This is a genomic window from Thermophilibacter provencensis (assembly GCF_900128445.1).
In the GTDB taxonomy this organism is placed as follows: Bacteria; Actinomycetota; Coriobacteriia; order Coriobacteriales; family Atopobiaceae; genus Thermophilibacter; species Thermophilibacter provencensis.
The window spans coordinates 283,598-299,165 of record NZ_LT671417.1 but is presented as its reverse complement, the minus strand read 5'-3'; the positions used below and the strand labels follow the sequence as shown (position 1 = coordinate 299,165).

Here is a 15,568-nt window from a genome sequence, read left to right as displayed (position 1 = left end):
CCGCAGCGCCTGCGGCCTCCCGCCCCGGGACGTCTCTCCCGCGCTATGATGCAGTGACGCCCGCGAGCGAAGGGAGCACGATGCCACACGGCGAGCCCTGGACCATCAAGCACATACTCGACTGGACGAGCGGCTACCTTGAGCGTAAAGGTGACGAGCACCCGCGCCTTTCGGCGGAGTGGCTGCTCGCCAACGTCACCGGACTCTCGCGCGTGGAGCTCTACGTCAACTACGACAAGCCGCTGGAGGCCGACGAGCTCGCCGCCATGCACGCGGCGATCGAGCGACGCGCGGCGGGGGAGCCCCTGCAGTACGTGACCGGCGAAATGCCCTTCCGCCACATCGTCCTCAAGTGCGGGCGCGGCGTGCTCATTCCGCGCCCCGAGACGGAGGTCCTCGTGGATGCCGCCCTCGAGGGCGTGGACGCGGCCCTCGCACGGCGAGGTGGGAGGGGCGCGGACGGCGAGAAGGACGAGCCTGCGGGCGACCCCGTTCGCGTGCTCGAGGTCGGCACGGGCACGGGCTGCATCGCGCTCTCGATCGCCTCGGAGCGCCCGGGGACGCACGTTGTCGCGACCGACCTCTCCGAGCGCGCGGTCGAGCTCGCCTCCCGCAACCGTGAGGCACTTGGCCTCGAGGATGCGGTGGATATCGTCCAGACGGACCTCGCGGAGGGGGTTGATCCTGATCCCATGGGGTCCTTCTCGGTGCTTGTCTCAAACCCGCCCTATATCCCCACTGCCGTGCTGCGCGAGGAGGTCCCCGCAGAGGTGGCGGACTACGAGCCGGAGCTTGCGCTCGACGGCGGAGACGATGGGCTCGACGTTTTTCGCCGCCTGCTTGACCTCGCCCCTCGCGCCCTCGTGCCCGGGGGCATGCTTGCGGTAGAGCTCTTCGAGGGCTCTCTTGAGGATGCCGCCGCGCTTGCGCGCGCCCAGGGCGGCTGGTCCTCGGTCGAGGTCCGGGAGGACCTCACGCATCGTCCGCGCGTGCTCGTGGCCATACGGGAGGAGTAGAGATGGGACGCGTTCTCACGGTTGACCAGCAGGCTCCGGACGAGGGCACCATCGCCTGCGTCGCGGGCGTCCTTCGGGAGGGCGGCGTGGCCGTGCTCCCCACGGACTCGGTCTACGGCATCTGCTGCGCCGCGACGCCGGGCAACCCCGCCCACGGACGCATCTTCGACATCAAGCGCCGCGACCGCGCCCAGACCCTCCCGTGGTTCATCGCCGAGGCCTCGGACCTCGCGCGCTACGGCAAGGATGTCCCGGCGTGGGCCGAGCGGCTTGCCGAGCGCTACTGGCCGGGCGCGCTCACGGTCGTCGTGCGCGCCTCCGACGAGGTGCCGCCGGAGTATGCGCAGCCCGCCGAGGGCGGCGCCACGATCGCCCTGCGCGTCCCCGGCTCCGCGCTCGACCGGGCCGTCGTCCGCGCCCTTGGCGCGCCGCTTGCCCAGACGAGCGCCAACACGCATGGCGCGCCATCGGCCACGAGTGGCAGCTCCGTCGAGCCCCAGATCGTGGACGCGGCGGACCTCACCCTCGACGGCGGCGAGGCCCCGGTGGGCGTGGCCTCAACGATCGTGGACGCCACGCGGCCCGAGGCGTGCGTGCTGAGGGAGGGCGCCCTCACGCGCGACGAGGTCCTTCTCGCCGTTCGCGAGGCGTAACACGGCGCCCACGGAGACCTCGCGTCATCGTGCTACGCTATATTTTGCGCACGCCGCAGGGGCATCCTGCGGACCGGCGAGCTGGGCCGCGCGGGTCGCGTGATGGCGCTCGGGGCGGCTCCCAACCAGAGGAGGTCCCATGTTCTGCGAGCACCTGAGATCGTCCGATTCCGAGGTCTTCTCCGCGATCGAGGACGAGCTGCGTCGCCAGCGCTCGTCCGTCGAGCTCATTGCGTCGGAGAACTTCGTCTCCCTGGCCGTCATGGAGGCCGTGGGGTCGCCCCTCACCAACAAGTACGCCGAGGGCCTGCCGGGCAAGCGCTACTACGGCGGCTGCTGGGCCGTCGACCGGGCGGAGAACCTCGCGCGCGACCGCGCCTGCAGGCTCTTCGGCGCCGGCTTTGCCAACGTGCAGCCGCACTCGGGCGCCCAGGCAAACTACGCCGCCCTCGCGGCGCTGGCGGCTCCCGGCGACACCGTCATGGGCATGGCGCTCGACAACGGCGGCCACCTCACGCACGGTTCGCCCGCCAACTTCTCCGGCAAGCTCTATAACATCGTCTCCTACGGGGTCGACCCCCAGACGGAGCGCATCGACTACGACGTCGTGGCGGAGCTCGCCGAGCGGCACCGCCCCAGGGTGATCATCGCCGGCGCCTCGGCCTACCCGCGCATCATCGACTTTGAGCGCTTCGCCCAGATCGCCCACTCCGTCGGCGCGTCTCTCATGGTCGACATGGCACACATCGCCGGCCTCGTGGCCACGGGCCGCCATCCCAGCCCCGTGCCCTTTGCGGACGTCACCACCTCCACCACGCACAAGACGCTGCGCGGGCCGCGCGGCGGCCTCATCCTGGCAAATGACGCGGACCTCGCCAAGAAGCTCAACTCCGCGGTCTTCCCCGGAAGCCAGGGCGGACCGCTCGAGCACGTCATCGCCGGCAAGGCCGTCGCCTTTGGCGAGGCGCTCTCTCCGGACTTCGCCGCCTATGCCGACGCCATCCTCGCCAACGCCAAGGCGCTCGGGCGCGGCATGGAGTCGCGCGGGCTGCGCCTCGTCTCCGGCGGAACCGACAACCACCTCCTGCTCGTCGACCTCACCCCGGCGGGGGACGTCACGGGCAAGGACGCCGAGGGGCTGCTCGACTCGGTGGGCATCACGGTCAACAAGAACACCATTCCAGGCGAGAAGCGCTCGCCCTTCGTCACGAGCGGCATCCGCGTGGGCTCTGCCGCCGTCACCACCCGCGGCTTCAGCGAGCAGGAGTGCGAGCGCGTGGGCGAGCTCATCGGCGACGTCGTCGCGGGCCACGGCAACGATGCCCTCATGGATCGCATCAGCATGGAGGTCCGCGAGCTGCTCGCCGAGCACCCGCTCTACCCCGAGCTCGACTAGTCTGCAAGTTGGGGACAGTCCCCAATTAGCAGAAATGTTTTATGTAAATTGGGGACTGTCCCCAATTTGCGGAAAGGAGCAGAAATGGCAGAGGAGTTCGACCCGGCACGCTTCACCGTCATCGACCACCCGCTCGTGCAGCACAAGCTCTCCATCCTGCGCGACAAGGACACGCCCACCAAGCAGTTCCGCGAGCTCGTGAACGAGCTTGCGATTTTTGAGGGCTATGAGGCCATGCGCGACTTCCCGCTCGAGGACGTCGAGGTGGAGACGCCGCTTGAGGTCACCACCTGCCGCAGGCTCTCCGGCAAGAAGGTCGCCATCATCCCGATCCTGCGCGCCGGCCTCGGCATGGTGGACGGCCTGCTCCAGCTCGTCCCCTCCGCGCGCGTGGGCCACGTGGGCATGTACCGCGACCCCGAGACGCACGTGCCGCATCAGTACTACTGCAAGTTCCCGCCTGACATCGAGAACCGCACCTGCCTGGTCGTCGACCCCATGCTCGCCACCGGCGGCTCGCTTACGGCGGCCATCCAGTTCCTCCGCGAGGCCGGGGTCAAGGACATCCGCTGCCTGACGCTCGTCTCCGCGCCCGAGGGCGTGCGCGCGACGCTGGACTTCGATCCGGACGTGCGCCTCTACACCTGCGCGCTCGACCGCCAGCTTAACGACCACGCCTACATCCTGCCTGGACTCGGCGACGCGGGCGACCGCATCTACGGCACCAAGTAGGCACTCCGGGACGTCTCCCCTCTCGCCCCGCGCGTTGCGCGGCCGCGACAGCGGCAGCTGACCGGGGATTTGCGTCGTGCGGTTCGGGCCCATAGCAGCAGCAGGTCTGCCATGGGCCCGCTTTCCAGGGCAGGCGACGGCATCTCCCCGGCTGCCGGGATTTCTCGACGGCCGCAGTTGGCGCCTCGGGCACGCCAAGGGGCAACGCGGCCTCCCCGTGCCCCTCGATCCGCGCCGTGGCGATGCTTTTTCGTCGGAAGGGGCGGCGCGTGCGCCCGATTGTGACGAATCGGGGGCGGGATGGGCGCTGCTTGACCTATTTCGCGGTCGCGCTAGACTTCGAATGTCCTTAATTCGCTCGGACGGGAGGCGCGCGCTTGGAACCTCAGGTCGCCATCGCCTCCGGCGCGCTCTTTGGTCTTCTTGGGTGCGTCGCGCCTGCGGTGCTGTTCGAGCGGGCTCTGAGGGGAGGCCATGGGGCGTCGCTCGCCGCTGGCCTCGCGGCGGTAAGCATGTCGTTTCTCGTGCTTACCGTTGTCCTGCTCGTGGTGTATGCTGCCACGAACGCAGGCTTCTTGGAGTTCGGTTGTGCGCTGGTCGGCTCGTTCCTGCTCTTTTGGGCGGTCGAGGCGATTCGCGCCTGGAGGGCGGCCAACGGCCGTTCCCCGCATAGAAGGGAAGGATGAGCGTGGGCAATCCGCTGGACAGCCTGGGCGAAGAGGTCAACGAGCTCGTCGGGAGCTTTAAGTCCCAGGCAATCTTCGGCAATCTCGACGTCGCCGGATTCACGCAGTACTCGTTCTGGTTTGCCGTGGCCATCGTCTTGATGCTCGTCGTGCTCTTTGCGTTTAAGAAGCGTCAGGCGGCCGGTCTTGTTCCCAAGGGCGTCTTCGTGAACGGCATGGAGTACCTCGTCGAGTTTGTCCGCGACGACATGTGCAAGGGGCTGCTCGGCGAGTCCTGGAAGCGCCACTTCCCGTTCATTGCGTCGATCTTCCTCGTGGTGCTCGCCAACAACATCGTGGGCATCATCCCGGGCTGCAAGCCGGGCACGGGCACCATCTCCACGACGGCCGCGCTCGCGCTCTGCTCGTTCGTCTACTTCATCGTGTGCGGCATCAAGAAGAAGGGCGCACTCGGCTACGTCAAGAGCCTCGCCCCGGAGGGGGTCTCCTTCCCGCTCAACGCGCTGGTGTGGCTCATCGAGGTCTTCTCCACGATCCTTCGCCTCATCACGCTCGCCGTCCGACTCTTCTGCAACCTCTTCGCGGGCCACGTCGTCATGGGCACCTTTGCGATTCTGGCCTCTCTTTTCTTCGAGCCGATGATCCAGGCCTTCTCCGTGGCCACGGCGATCCAGGCCGGCGCGTCCGTGCTGTGGGTCGGCATCCTGCTCGTCATCTACGTGGTGGAGATCATGGTCGCCGCCATCCAGGCATATGTCTTCGCCCTGCTCTCTGCGGTCTACATCCAGATCGCGGAGTCGGACGAGGAGTAGCAGCGGCAACTCGCGGGCACGCCCGCAGTGCATAGTACGTTTGGTTTGAACTCGCCCCAACGTGCGCGACAGGAGCGCGGGGCGGATGTCAAAGGAGGAACAGTGGGAGCTCTCGGTGTCGTTGGTTATGGTCTCGGCGTTATCGGCGCGGGCATCGGCATCGGCCTTGCCGCCAGCGGTGTCGCTCAGGGCATGGCTCGCCAGCCCGAGGTCCAGGGCCGTCTCTTCACGGTCTTCATCCTGGGCTCGGCGTTCGTCGAGGCGCTCGCCCTCATCGGCTTCGTCGTCAGCCTCATCGTCAAGTAAGGGCTGTCGCACGAGCGAGTTGGAGGCACGCATGAAGAACACCGCACACAGAGCCGCCTCGGCAGCGGCCTTCTCCGGGGGCATCTCCCTCGCGCTGATGGCGATGCCGACGGTGGCGCTCGCAGAGGAGTCCGCGGTCGGCGCCGACATCCTCATTCCCAAGGTGGCCGAGTTCGTCCCGGCCCTCATCGCCTTCCTCATCATCTGGGCCGTCCTTGCCAAGCTCGTCTGGCCGCAGGTGCTCCAGATGATGGAGAAGCGCCAGGAGAAGATCCAGTCCGACCTCGACGCCGCCGAGCGCTCCAAGGTCGAGGCCGCCGAGCAGGCCCGTGCCTATGACGAGAAGATCGTCGAGGCGCACCGCGAGGCCGAGGCCATCGTCGCCAAGGCGAAGAGGGAGGCCGAGGAGGAGCGCTCGCGCATCCTCGCCAAGGCCCAGAAGGAGGCCGTTGACATCATCGCCAAGGCGCATGGCGCCGTGAGCTCCGAGCGTCACAAGGCCATGATCGAGCTCTCCGGTTCCGTGGTGGACCTCTCCGTGGAGATCGCGAGCAAGATCATCGGCAACGACCTCACCGAGGAGCAGCAGCGTCGCCTTGCTGAGAAGTACCTCGCGGAAGTGGGCACCTCAAATGGCAACTAAGCGCTCCGACGCCGACAGGGTCGAGGCATACACCCGGGCCCTCATCGAGGCGGCCCGCTCGGAGGGTCGCGCAAACGCGGACCTCGTCCAGTGGCAGCATGCCAAGAAGTTCTCCCCCGAGGTTCTGGAGACCCTTGCCGCGATGCAGCGAGAGGACGACCTCGACCTCGTGGCGGAGGTGGCCAAGCAGTACAAGGAGCTGCTCGACGCCGAGGACCGGACGGTCTCGGTGACGGTCACCACCGCCGTCCCCATGGACGAGGCGCTCCGCGCCAAGGTGCGCGAGAAGGCCGAGCATGACCTCGACGCCCCGATCTACCTCGTCGAGCGCGTGGACCCCGCCATCATCGGCGGCATCATGCTCGAGGTGCGCGGCAAGCGCTACGATGCCTCGGTCCGCGCCCAGCTCGCAAACATCAGAAAGACGCTTTCCTCTTCGTTCATTGGAGGTGAGGAGAAGTGACGGACTCCATCAGCTCGCAGAAGATCATGGACACCCTCCGCAGGGAGCTCGCTTCCATCAGCGCCACGGTCGACCGCCAGGAGGCCTCCGTCGTGACCGAGGTCGGAGACGGCATCGCGCATGTCTCGGGTCTCAAGACCGCCATGGCCGGTGAGCTTCTCCAGTTCACGAGCTCTCTCACCGGGCGCGACGTCTTCGGCCTCGCCCAGAACCTCGACCGCGACGAGGTCGGCGCCGTCCTCTTTGGCGATGTCGAGGACATCAAGGAGGGCGACGAGTGCCGCACCACTGGCCGCGTCATGGACATCCCGGTCGGGCACGCGATGCTCGGCCGCGTGGTGAACCCGCTCGGCCAGCCGATCGACGGCCTCGGCCCCATCAGCACCACGCATCGTCGCCCCATCGAGTTCAAGGCCCCTGGCATCATGGAGCGCCAGCCCGTGTGCGAGCCCGTCCAGACCGGGCTTCTCGCCGTCGACGCGATGGTGCCCATCGGCCGCGGCCAGCGCGAGCTCATCATCGGCGACCGCAAGACGGGCAAGACGGCCATCGCCATCGACGCCATCGTCAACCAGCGCACCACCGACATGATCTGCATCTACGTGGCCATCGGCCAGAAGGCCTCCACGGTCGCCACGATCCGCGAGTCCCTCTCGCAGCGCGGCGTCCTCGACAAGACGGTCATCGTTGCTGCCACGGCCGCCGACTCCGCCCCGATGCAGTACATCGCCCCCATGGCGGGCGCCGCCATCGGCGAGTACTTCATGTACAACGACGAGCACGGCAACCCCGCGGACGCCGAGCACCCCGGCGGACACGTCCTCGTGGTCTACGACGACCTCTCCAAGCAGGCGGTGGCCTACCGTCAGATGTCGCTGACGCTGCACCGTCCGCCCGGACGCGAGGCCTACCCCGGCGACATCTTCTACCTGCACTCGCGCCTGCTCGAGCGCGCCTGCAAGCTCTCCGACGCCAACGGCGGCGGCTCGCTCACGGCGCTCCCGATCATCGAGACGCAGGAGGGCGACGTCTCCGCCTACATCCCCACGAACGTGATCTCCATCACGGACGGCCAGATCTACCTGCAGTCCAACCTCTTCTTCCAGGGTCAGCGCCCTGCGGTCGATGTGGGCATCTCGGTGTCCCGCGTCGGTGGCGACGCGCAGGTCAAGGCCATGAAGCAGGTCGTGGGCACGCTGCGTCTGGACCTGGCGGCCTACCGCGAGAAGCAGGCGTTCTCGCAGTTCGGATCCGACCTCGACGCCACGACGCAGTACCAGCTCAACCACGGCGCCCACATGATGGAGCTGCTCAAGCAGCAGCGCTACTCGGCGCTTGACGTGCGCGACCAGATCATCGCCATCTTTGCCGCCAAGGAGGACTTCCTCGACGACATCGACCTCGGCAACGTGAACCTGTTCCGCGACGGGCTCGCCCGCTACATGGCCGAGCGCCACCCGCGCCTGCGCGACTCGCTGCTCGAGGGCAAGATCGGCGAGGACCAGCAGCACCGCCTGCGCACGCACATCGCCCACTTCAAGGCGGAGTTTCTCAAGGAGCACCCCAACAAGGTGCGCGAGGACGTCGAGAAGAACGCCGAGCCGACGGTCGACCACGCCGGCGCGCCCTCGCTCGGTCAGGAGTAATGCCCGATGGCTAACCTGCGCGAGATACAGAGGCGCCGCTCCTCGATCCAGAGCACCATGCAGATCACGCGCACGATGGAGATGATCTCCACCGCGCGGATTCGCAAGGCGCTTACGAGGGCCGAGGAGGCGGAGCCCTACAAGGACGCCATCACGCGCATGCTCGCCAACGTTGCCGCCGCGGGGTTTGACGCCTCGCAGCCGCTCCTGGCGAAGCATGCCGAGGAGAGGCACGTCCTGTTCATCCTCATCGCGTCCGACCGCGGCCTCGCGGGCGGGTTCAACATCCTGCCCCAGCGCGCGGTCGAGCACGAGATGGCGGAACTCGCGGCGCGCGGGGTCTCCTCGTCCGTCATAACCTGCGGGCGCAAGCCCACCGAGTACTTCACGTACCGCAAGACGGCCCCCGTGATGTCGTTCGTCGGCATCTCCTCGGAGCCGAACATGGACCAGGCGGACCGCATCGCCTCCTACGTCATGGACGGCTATGCCTCGGGGGCCATCGACCGCGTGGTGCTCTACTACTGGCACGCCAAGAACCGCGTGGAGCAGACGCAGGTGACCGAGCAGCTGCTCCCGCTCACCAAGGAGCAGCTCACGATGCCCAACAAGCCGCGCGAGCGCGAGGCGCTCTCGACGGTGGGCGTGCGCGAGCACACGGACTTCGCGTTTGACCCCTCTCCCGAGGAGGTTCTGGGGCACCTCATGCCGGCCTACTTCAGGACGGTCATCTTCCACGCCCTGCTCGACTCCGCCGCCGCGGAGCACGGTGCGCGCCGCCGCGCCATGCAGTCCGCGACCGACAACGCCAAGGAGGTCCTGGACTCGCTCGCACGCACGTACAACCGTGAGCGCCAGGGCGCCATCACCACCGAGCTCAACGAGATCATCGGCGGCGCGTCCGCATTGGAGGACTACTGATGTCAGAGAAGAACCTGGAGCCGCGCTCCGCGCTTGAGGAGGCGGCCTACAACAAGCTCAACCGGTCCGTCGGCGTGGGCACGGTCGTCCGCATCGTCGGCCCTGTCGTCGACGTTCAGTTCGAGGGTCAGGTCCCGAGCGTCTACACCGCGCTCACCGTCGAGGGCGATACCCCCGTCGGCCACGTGAGCACGGTGCTCGAGGTTGAGTCCCAGCTGCCCGGTGGCGTCGTTCGCACCGTCGCCATGTCTTCGACCGACGGCCTTACGCGCGGCCTCAAGGTGCGTGACACCGGCCACCCCATGATGATGCCGGTCGGTCCCTCCACCCTCGGACGCGTCTGGAACGTCATGGGCCAGCCGGTCGACGGCAAGGGGACGCCCGACGACGTCCAGTACTACCCGATCCACCACCCTGCCCCCTCCTTTGACGAGCTCACCACGCAGACCGAGATCTTCGAGACCGGCATCAAGGCCATCGACCTTCTCGAGCCCTATGTCCGCGGCGGCAAGACGGGCCTCTTCGGCGGCGCGGGCGTCGGCAAGACGGTTCTCATCCAGGAGCTCATCAACAACCTCGCTCAGCAGCACGGCGGCACCTCGGTCTTCACGGGAGTCGGCGAGCGCACCCGCGAGGGCACCGACCTCTACCTTGAGATGAGCGAGTCTGGCGTCATCGAGAAGACCTGCCTGGTCTACGGGCAGATGAACGAGCCGCCCGGAGCGCGCATGCGCGTCGCGCTCGCCGGCCTCACCACCGCCGAGTACTTCCGCGATCAGGGCCAGGACGTGCTCCTGTTCATCGACAACATCTTCCGCTTCTCACAGGCTGGCTCCGAGGTCTCCGCGCTTCTTGGCCGCATGCCTTCCGCTGTTGGCTACCAGCCTACGCTGGCAACCGAGATGGGCGAGCTCCAAGAGCGCATCACCTCCACCAAGGAGGGGTCGATTACCTCGGTCCAGGCTGTCTACGTCCCCGCCGACGACCTCACGGACCCGGCCCCGGCGACCACGTTCACGCACCTCGATGCCACGACGGTGCTTTCGCGCGCCATCACGGACCTCGGTATCTACCCGGCCGTGGATCCGCTGGCGAGCTCGAGCTCCGCGCTCGACCCCTCGATCGTCGGCGAGGAGCACTATCGCGTGGCCATGGCGGTGCAGGAGACCCTCCAGGAGTACTCTGACCTGCAAGACATCATCGCCATTCTCGGCATGGACGAGCTCTCCGAGGAGCAGCAGAACGTCGTGTCCCGCGCGCGCAAGATCCAGCAGTTCCTCTCGCAGTCCTTCCACGTGGCGGAGAAGTTCACCGGCAACCCCGGCACCTACGTGACCGTCGAGGATACGGTGCGCTCCTTCGCCGAGATTGTCGACGGCAAGTGCGACGACCTACCCGAGCAGGCGTTCCGCTTCGCGGGCACCATCGAGGACGTCCGCCAGAGGGCGGCTGCGATGTCCGACGGGGCAAAGGGCTAGGGGAGCGAGATGGCTGAGCTCAACTGCCAGTTCGTGCGGCCCGACGGGCTCATGTTTGATGGGCCCGTCGACCACCTCATCCTCGTCACCTACGCCGGCGAGCTTGGCGTCTGGCCGGGACATGCGGCGGAGATCGTCGCGCTTGGCGACGGCGTCGTGCGCATCACCTCCCTTCAGCGCGACGGCGGACACGAGTATGACGTCGTGGTCTCCGGAGGATACGCCGAGATAGACAACGACGGCGTCATCATCCTCGCCGACCACGCCCGCCGCGTCGACGACATCGACGCGGACAAGGTTCGCGAGACGCGCGAGCTGGCCCTCGAGCATCTCGACCAGGTTGAGGAGGGCGATCACCGCCGCGCCTACTACGAGAGCAAGGTCCGGTGGTGTAACCTTTTGCTCAAGCAAGTCACCAAGGGCTCGGCTTCGGGCCAGCGCTAGCACGGAGGCCTCATGGACGTCATTCAGATTGAGGGTGGGCATCGCGTCACGGGCGAGGTGCGCGTCGAGGGGGCCAAGAACTCGGCCCTCAAGCTCATGGCCGCGACCATCATGGCGCCCGGCGTGACCACGCTCACCAATGTCCCCAACATCGCAGACGTCCACGTCATGGGGAAGGTGCTCAAGAACATCGGCGCCACGATTGAGGTCGTTAACGAGCACGAGCTCAAGATCGACACCTCGACCGTCGACTCGTGGGAGACGCCCTACCACCTCGTTGCCCAAATGCGAGCCTCGACTGCCGTCCTAGGGCCGCTGCTCTCCCGCTTTGGCAAGGCGGTCGTCGCCATGCCGGGCGGCTGCAACATCGGCGCGCGCAAGATCGACATGCACATCCTCGGCCTCGAGGCGCTCGGGGTCGAGTTCAAGGTCGATCACGGCAACATCCACGCGAGCGCCCCGCACGGCCTCAAGGGCGAGACCGTCACGCTCTCCTTTGCGAGCGTCGGTGCCACCGAGAACCTCATGATGGCGTCGGTCTTCGCCGAGGGCGTCACCACCATCGACAATGCGGCTCGCGAGCCTGAGATCGTTGACCTCGCCAACCTGCTGAACGAGATGGGTGCCAAGATCAGCGGTGCCGGCTCTCCCGTCATCGAAATCGAGGGGGTCTCCGAGCTCCGCCCGGTCACGCACAAGGTCGTGGGCGACCGCATCGAGGCCGGGACCTTCCTGGCCATCGGCGCCCTCACCGGCGATCCCGTGACCGTTCGCGGGTTTGAGCCCAAGCACCTCGGGCTCGTCCTCAGAAAGTACGAGCAGATGGGCGTGAGGATTGAGTGCGGCGAGCGCGTCTGCACCGCCTGGCGCGAGCGCCCGCTCGTTCCGACCGACATCCAGACGCTTCCCTTCCCCGGGTTTCCCACGGACATGCAGGCGCAGACCATGTGCCTGCTCGCCCTTGCCAAGGGGAGCTGCATCATCACGGAGAACGTCTTCGAGAACCGCTTCATGCTTGCGAGCGAGCTCTCTCGCATGGGCGCGAACATCACGATCGAGGGCCATCATGCGATTGTCCATGGCGTCGACGGGTTCTCCGGGGCGCAGGTGAAGTCCCCCGACCTGCGCGGAGGAGCGGCTCTGGTCATGGCTGGCCTCGTGGCCGACGGCATCACCACCGTCTCGGGCATCCATCATATCGACCGCGGGTACGAGGGCTTTGTCGAGAAGCTCGCATCGCTGGGCGCGCGCGTGCGGCGCACGAGCATCGAGTGCGAGGACGACGACCTCTAGGCCCCGCAGCTACGTAGGAAATGGGAGACCACATGATTAACAACGGCGTCCAGGGCGACCACGCCCTCACCCGCGCGGGGGAGGACTATCTTGAGGCGATCTACCGCCTGTCCACCGAGGGGGGCTCTGCGGACGGCTCCGTCCGCTCCGTGGACGTTGCCGAGCAGCTGGGAGTCTCCAAGGCGAGCGTGAACAAGGCGCTCTCCATGCTCAAGGAGACCGACATGGTCGCGCAGAACCGCTACGGTCGCGTGACGCTGACCGAGAAGGGCCGCCGCTACGCCGCCGTCGTGTGGCGGGCGCATCGGGCGCTCAGGACGTTTCTCGAGTCGGACCTCGGCGTCGAGCCGGAGGTCGCCGACCAGGAGGCGTGCCTCATGGAGCACGTCCTGTCCGAGGACACGATGGAGCGGCTCATCTCCTATCTTGAGCGACAGGGCATCGACGTCCCAAGCTAACTGCACGGCATCTCCAGACATGTGAACTCACTGTGTGGCTTGCGCGCCCTCCTCTGCGGAGGGCGCGCTTCTTCGCCCGCTTGCAGAGAAGGGCGTTCCGTCAGCGGCCCGATGGGGTATGTTTCTTGTGCCGCCGGACTGGGTCGGGCGGCGCCGCAACGAACCTACCGAAGGGAAACCCCATGAAGGCAATCATCCCCGCCGCCGGTCTCGGGACGCGCTTCCTCCCCGCGACCAAGTGCACTCCCAAGGAGCTCCTCCCCGTGCTCGATAAGCCCGTCATCCAGTACGTGGTCGAGGAGGCCCTCGAGCCGGAGGGCGTCGACGGCGTGGTCATCGTCAACTCTCACGAGAAGCCGCAGATCGAGTCCTACTTCTCCGTTGACCACGCCTTCGAGTCAACGCTGCGCAAGCGTGGCAAGACCGCAGAGGCCGCCCGCGTCCACGAGGCCTCGACGCTTCCCGTTTCGTTCGTCTATCAGGACGAGGCCCGCGGCCTTGGCCACGCCGTCCTCCAAGCTGCCGACGAGATCGACCGCGACCCGTTCTTCGTCCTTCTCGGCGACTACTTCGTTCCCGACCGCCAGATGTGCGTCCGCATGGCCGAGGTCTCCCGCGAGCACGGCGGCGCCTCGGTCATTGCCGTCGCGCCCGTGCCCGCAGACCAGGTGAGCCGCTACGGAATCATCGCGGGCGAGTGCGTGGGGTGCCTCCCGGGCACCGAGGCCGAGGGCGAGCAGGAGGGCGCGGTCTGGAAGGTCACGGGGCTCGTCGAGAAGCCCCGCCCGGAGTACGCCCCCTCGCACCTCTTCATCGTGGGCCGCTACCTGCTTTCCCCGCGCATCATGGAGCTGCTTGCGACGCAGGGCCCCGGAGCCGGCAATGAGATTCAGCTGACCGACGCCATGGAGCGCCTGCTCGCCGAGGAGGAGATGTACGCGCTCGTCGTCGACCCCGCAGAGGGCTGCGATACCGGCACCCCGGCCGCCTGGGCAGCCACGAACGCCCGCATGGCCCTCGAGGACCCCTCCTTCAGCGAGGCGTTCCGCGAGGAGTTTGGCGAGAAGGGCACGGCGGTTCTTGGATAGGAGGGGCGACATCATCCGCTTCGGGAGCGACGGCTGGAGGGCGCGCTACGAGGACGGGTTCGACGCCGAGGGCGTCGCTCGCGTTGCGGACGGTCTTGGGCTCGTCTGGTCGGACGCCGCGCCGGGGACGGTCGTATATGTGGGCTTTGACACCCGCCACGAGTCGCGCGAGCTCGCACGGCTCGCGGCGGGGATCCTCTCCTCGTATGGCCTCGTCGTGCGCGTGTCGGACGTTGCGTGCCCCACGGCGACGGTGGGCTGGAGCTGCGCGCGCGACGAGCAGGCGTGCGGCGCGATCATGCTCACGGCGAGCGAGCTCTCGTGCGAGTACGGCGGGCTTCTTGTTCGCGGGGCGGACGGGGGGCCGGTCTCAAGGCGCTTTCTCGACGAGGTCGAACAGGCAATATCGCTTGCCCCTCCGGAGTCGCGCGGCGCGTTCGAGGAGTGCGACCTCGTTGGACCCTACCTGAAGGACCTCGCCTCGGTCGTGGATGGTGGCGCCATCGCGCGGCGGGCCCCGCGCGTGGTCGTTGACGCCATGTATGGGTCGGGCACCACGCACCTCGCGCGCCTGCTGAGAGACCTTGGGTGCGATGTGGTGGAGATGCATGTCGAACCGCGCGAGGACTTCGGGGGCATTCACCCCGACCCGGTAGAGCCGTGGGTTGATGCGTGCGAGCAGGCCGTTGTGGCGCAGGGGGCCGACATGGGCATCGCCCTCGACGGAGATGCCGACCGCGCTGCCGTCATAGACGAGCGAGGACGGCTCCTCCCTGCACGCGTTCTGGTTCCGATGCTGCTGGGCGACCTCGTGATGGGTCACGGGATTCACGGGCGCGTCGTGACGACGCTCACGTGCTCGGCGTGCATAGCGCGCGAGGCGCTGCGCCTCGGCTGCAGCATCACGTCGGTGCCGGTCGGCTTCTCGAGGATTTATAGAGAGGTGCTCGACGCTGACGTGATCATGGGGGTCGAGGAGTACGGGGGCGTCTGCGTGCCCACGCATCTGCGGGAGCGGGACGGACTGCTCGTTGCCCTGCTCGCCGTTGAGATGGTGGCGCGCTCGGGCAAGTCTGTGTCGACAATGGCCGAGGAGCTCGAGGGGTCCGTGGGGACGATGTGCTATGCGCGACGTGACCTCAGGCTCGACGCGGCGTCGACCCAGGCGTTCAGAAACGTCCTTCCGGGGCTCAATCCCGGGGAGCTGGCAGGGAGAAGTCCCGTTGAGGTCTCTCATGCGGACGGCCTGAGGCTGCAGTTCGACGACGACTCCTGGGTGCTCGTTCGCCCTTCGAGGACGAGCTCCGTGGTTCGGGTGTACGCGGAGGCGCCGACGAAGCAGGACAGAGACGAGCTGCTCACCGCAGCGTGCAGCGTCGTGAGGCGAGGCATATAGGACGGGGTCCATCCTCAAATTGTGGAGGAAACGTGAACCTCGCGATTCCCGCCCCCGCGGGGCCGCCGGGTGCGTATAGTTAATCCCCGCGCAGCGACGGGGCAGGCGCCCCCGACCAGCGCGGCGAACCTTGAAAA

At 67.4% G+C, this 15,568-nt stretch carries 17 protein-coding genes; all 17 read left to right on the top strand.

The window, feature by feature from the left end:
* The first annotated feature begins 80 nt into the window (after nucleotides 1–80).
* The 17 genes from prmC to BQ7391_RS01240 all read left to right on the top strand — a co-directional run bounded on the left by prmC (nucleotide 81) and on the right by BQ7391_RS01240 (nucleotide 15,431).
* Nucleotides 81–1,016, top strand: coding sequence for a peptide chain release factor N(5)-glutamine methyltransferase (gene prmC / locus BQ7391_RS12450; RefSeq protein WP_075278960.1), 936 nt, complete (start codon nucleotides 81–83; stop codon nucleotides 1,014–1,016).
* A gap of 2 nt (nucleotides 1,017–1,018) precedes the next feature.
* Nucleotides 1,019–1,669, top strand: coding sequence for an L-threonylcarbamoyladenylate synthase (locus BQ7391_RS12445; protein ID WP_075278959.1), 651 nt, complete (start codon nucleotides 1,019–1,021; stop codon nucleotides 1,667–1,669).
* 139 nt (nucleotides 1,670–1,808) lie between these two features.
* Complete coding sequence (gene glyA / locus BQ7391_RS01310; RefSeq protein ID WP_075278958.1) at nucleotides 1,809–3,065, top strand: serine hydroxymethyltransferase; 1,257 nt, start codon at nucleotides 1,809–1,811, stop codon at nucleotides 3,063–3,065.
* A gap of 84 nt (nucleotides 3,066–3,149) precedes the next feature.
* Entirely contained in the window at nucleotides 3,150–3,797 is a 648-nt protein-coding gene (gene upp / locus BQ7391_RS01305; RefSeq protein ID WP_075278957.1) for a uracil phosphoribosyltransferase, read from the top strand.
* Between the two features lie 377 nt (nucleotides 3,798–4,174).
* Nucleotides 4,175–4,483, top strand: coding sequence for a hypothetical protein (locus BQ7391_RS01300; protein WP_075278956.1), 309 nt, complete (start codon nucleotides 4,175–4,177; stop codon nucleotides 4,481–4,483).
* 2 nt (nucleotides 4,484–4,485) lie between these two features.
* The gene (gene atpB, locus BQ7391_RS01295) at nucleotides 4,486–5,295 is read left to right on the top strand and encodes a F0F1 ATP synthase subunit A (RefSeq protein ID WP_235858600.1); all 810 of its coding nucleotides are present in this window, start codon (nucleotides 4,486–4,488) and stop codon (nucleotides 5,293–5,295) included.
* Nucleotides 5,296–5,397: 102 nt separating this feature from the next.
* Entirely contained in the window at nucleotides 5,398–5,601 is a 204-nt protein-coding gene (atpE, locus tag BQ7391_RS01290; protein WP_075278954.1) for an ATP synthase F0 subunit C, read from the top strand.
* A gap of 31 nt (nucleotides 5,602–5,632) precedes the next feature.
* Nucleotides 5,633–6,244, top strand: coding sequence for a F0F1 ATP synthase subunit B (atpF, locus tag BQ7391_RS01285; protein ID WP_075278953.1), 612 nt, complete (start codon nucleotides 5,633–5,635; stop codon nucleotides 6,242–6,244).
* Nucleotides 6,234–6,707, top strand: coding sequence for a F0F1 ATP synthase subunit delta (locus tag BQ7391_RS01280; protein WP_075278952.1), 474 nt, complete (start codon nucleotides 6,234–6,236; stop codon nucleotides 6,705–6,707). The genes atpF and BQ7391_RS01280 overlap by 11 nt, the downstream gene beginning before the upstream one ends.
* Nucleotides 6,704–8,353 (top strand): F0F1 ATP synthase subunit alpha, encoded by a 1,650-nt coding sequence (atpA, locus tag BQ7391_RS01275; protein ID WP_075278951.1) that lies wholly within the window; start codon nucleotides 6,704–6,706, stop codon nucleotides 8,351–8,353. Before BQ7391_RS01280 ends, atpA begins: the two co-directional genes overlap by 4 nt.
* Before the next feature lie 6 nt (nucleotides 8,354–8,359).
* Nucleotides 8,360–9,274 carry an ATP synthase F1 subunit gamma gene (gene atpG, locus BQ7391_RS01270; protein ID WP_075278950.1) on the top strand — a complete coding sequence of 305 codons (915 nt, stop codon included), beginning with the start codon at nucleotides 8,360–8,362 and terminating at the stop codon, nucleotides 9,272–9,274.
* Nucleotides 9,274–10,752, top strand: a complete 1,479-nt coding sequence (gene atpD / locus BQ7391_RS01265) for a F0F1 ATP synthase subunit beta (RefSeq protein ID WP_075278949.1) — start codon at nucleotides 9,274–9,276, stop codon at nucleotides 10,750–10,752. The genes atpG and atpD overlap by 1 nt, the downstream gene beginning before the upstream one ends.
* A 9-nt stretch (nucleotides 10,753–10,761) precedes the next feature.
* Entirely contained in the window at nucleotides 10,762–11,196 is a 435-nt protein-coding gene (gene atpC / locus BQ7391_RS01260) for an ATP synthase F1 subunit epsilon (protein WP_075278948.1), read from the top strand.
* A 12-nt stretch (nucleotides 11,197–11,208) separates the two neighbouring features.
* On the top strand, nucleotides 11,209–12,489 hold the full coding sequence (gene murA, locus BQ7391_RS01255; RefSeq protein ID WP_075278947.1) for a UDP-N-acetylglucosamine 1-carboxyvinyltransferase: 1,281 nt from the start codon (nucleotides 11,209–11,211) through the stop codon (nucleotides 12,487–12,489).
* Between the two features lie 32 nt (nucleotides 12,490–12,521).
* Nucleotides 12,522–12,947, top strand: a complete 426-nt coding sequence (locus BQ7391_RS01250) for a metal-dependent transcriptional regulator (protein ID WP_075280820.1) — start codon at nucleotides 12,522–12,524, stop codon at nucleotides 12,945–12,947.
* Between the two features lie 182 nt (nucleotides 12,948–13,129).
* Entirely contained in the window at nucleotides 13,130–14,035 is a 906-nt protein-coding gene (locus BQ7391_RS01245; protein WP_075278946.1) for a UTP--glucose-1-phosphate uridylyltransferase, read from the top strand.
* The gene (locus BQ7391_RS01240) at nucleotides 14,028–15,431 is read left to right on the top strand and encodes a phosphohexomutase domain-containing protein (RefSeq protein ID WP_075278945.1); all 1,404 of its coding nucleotides are present in this window, start codon (nucleotides 14,028–14,030) and stop codon (nucleotides 15,429–15,431) included. The genes BQ7391_RS01245 and BQ7391_RS01240 overlap by 8 nt, the downstream gene beginning before the upstream one ends.
* Nucleotides 15,432–15,568 lie beyond the last annotated feature (137 nt).

Bases quoted from the DNA above. Each gene is read 5' to 3' on its own strand.
- prmC (WP_075278960.1), top strand. From the start codon at position 81: ATGCCACACGGCGAGCCCTGGACCATCAAGCACATACTCGACTGGACG.
- BQ7391_RS12445 (WP_075278959.1), top strand. From the start codon at position 1,019: ATGGGACGCGTTCTCACGGTTGACCAGCAGGCTCCGGACGAGGGCACC.
- glyA (WP_075278958.1), top strand. From the start codon at position 1,809: ATGTTCTGCGAGCACCTGAGATCGTCCGATTCCGAGGTCTTCTCCGCG.
- upp (WP_075278957.1), top strand. From the start codon at position 3,150: ATGGCAGAGGAGTTCGACCCGGCACGCTTCACCGTCATCGACCACCCG.
- atpF (WP_075278953.1), top strand. From the start codon at position 5,633: ATGAAGAACACCGCACACAGAGCCGCCTCGGCAGCGGCCTTCTCCGGG.
- BQ7391_RS01280 (WP_075278952.1), top strand. From the start codon at position 6,234: ATGGCAACTAAGCGCTCCGACGCCGACAGGGTCGAGGCATACACCCGG.
- atpG (WP_075278950.1), top strand. From the start codon at position 8,360: ATGGCTAACCTGCGCGAGATACAGAGGCGCCGCTCCTCGATCCAGAGC.
- atpD (WP_075278949.1), top strand. From the start codon at position 9,274: ATGTCAGAGAAGAACCTGGAGCCGCGCTCCGCGCTTGAGGAGGCGGCC.
- atpC (WP_075278948.1), top strand. From the start codon at position 10,762: ATGGCTGAGCTCAACTGCCAGTTCGTGCGGCCCGACGGGCTCATGTTT.
- murA (WP_075278947.1), top strand. From the start codon at position 11,209: ATGGACGTCATTCAGATTGAGGGTGGGCATCGCGTCACGGGCGAGGTG.
- BQ7391_RS01250 (WP_075280820.1), top strand. From the start codon at position 12,522: ATGATTAACAACGGCGTCCAGGGCGACCACGCCCTCACCCGCGCGGGG.
- BQ7391_RS01245 (WP_075278946.1), top strand. From the start codon at position 13,130: ATGAAGGCAATCATCCCCGCCGCCGGTCTCGGGACGCGCTTCCTCCCC.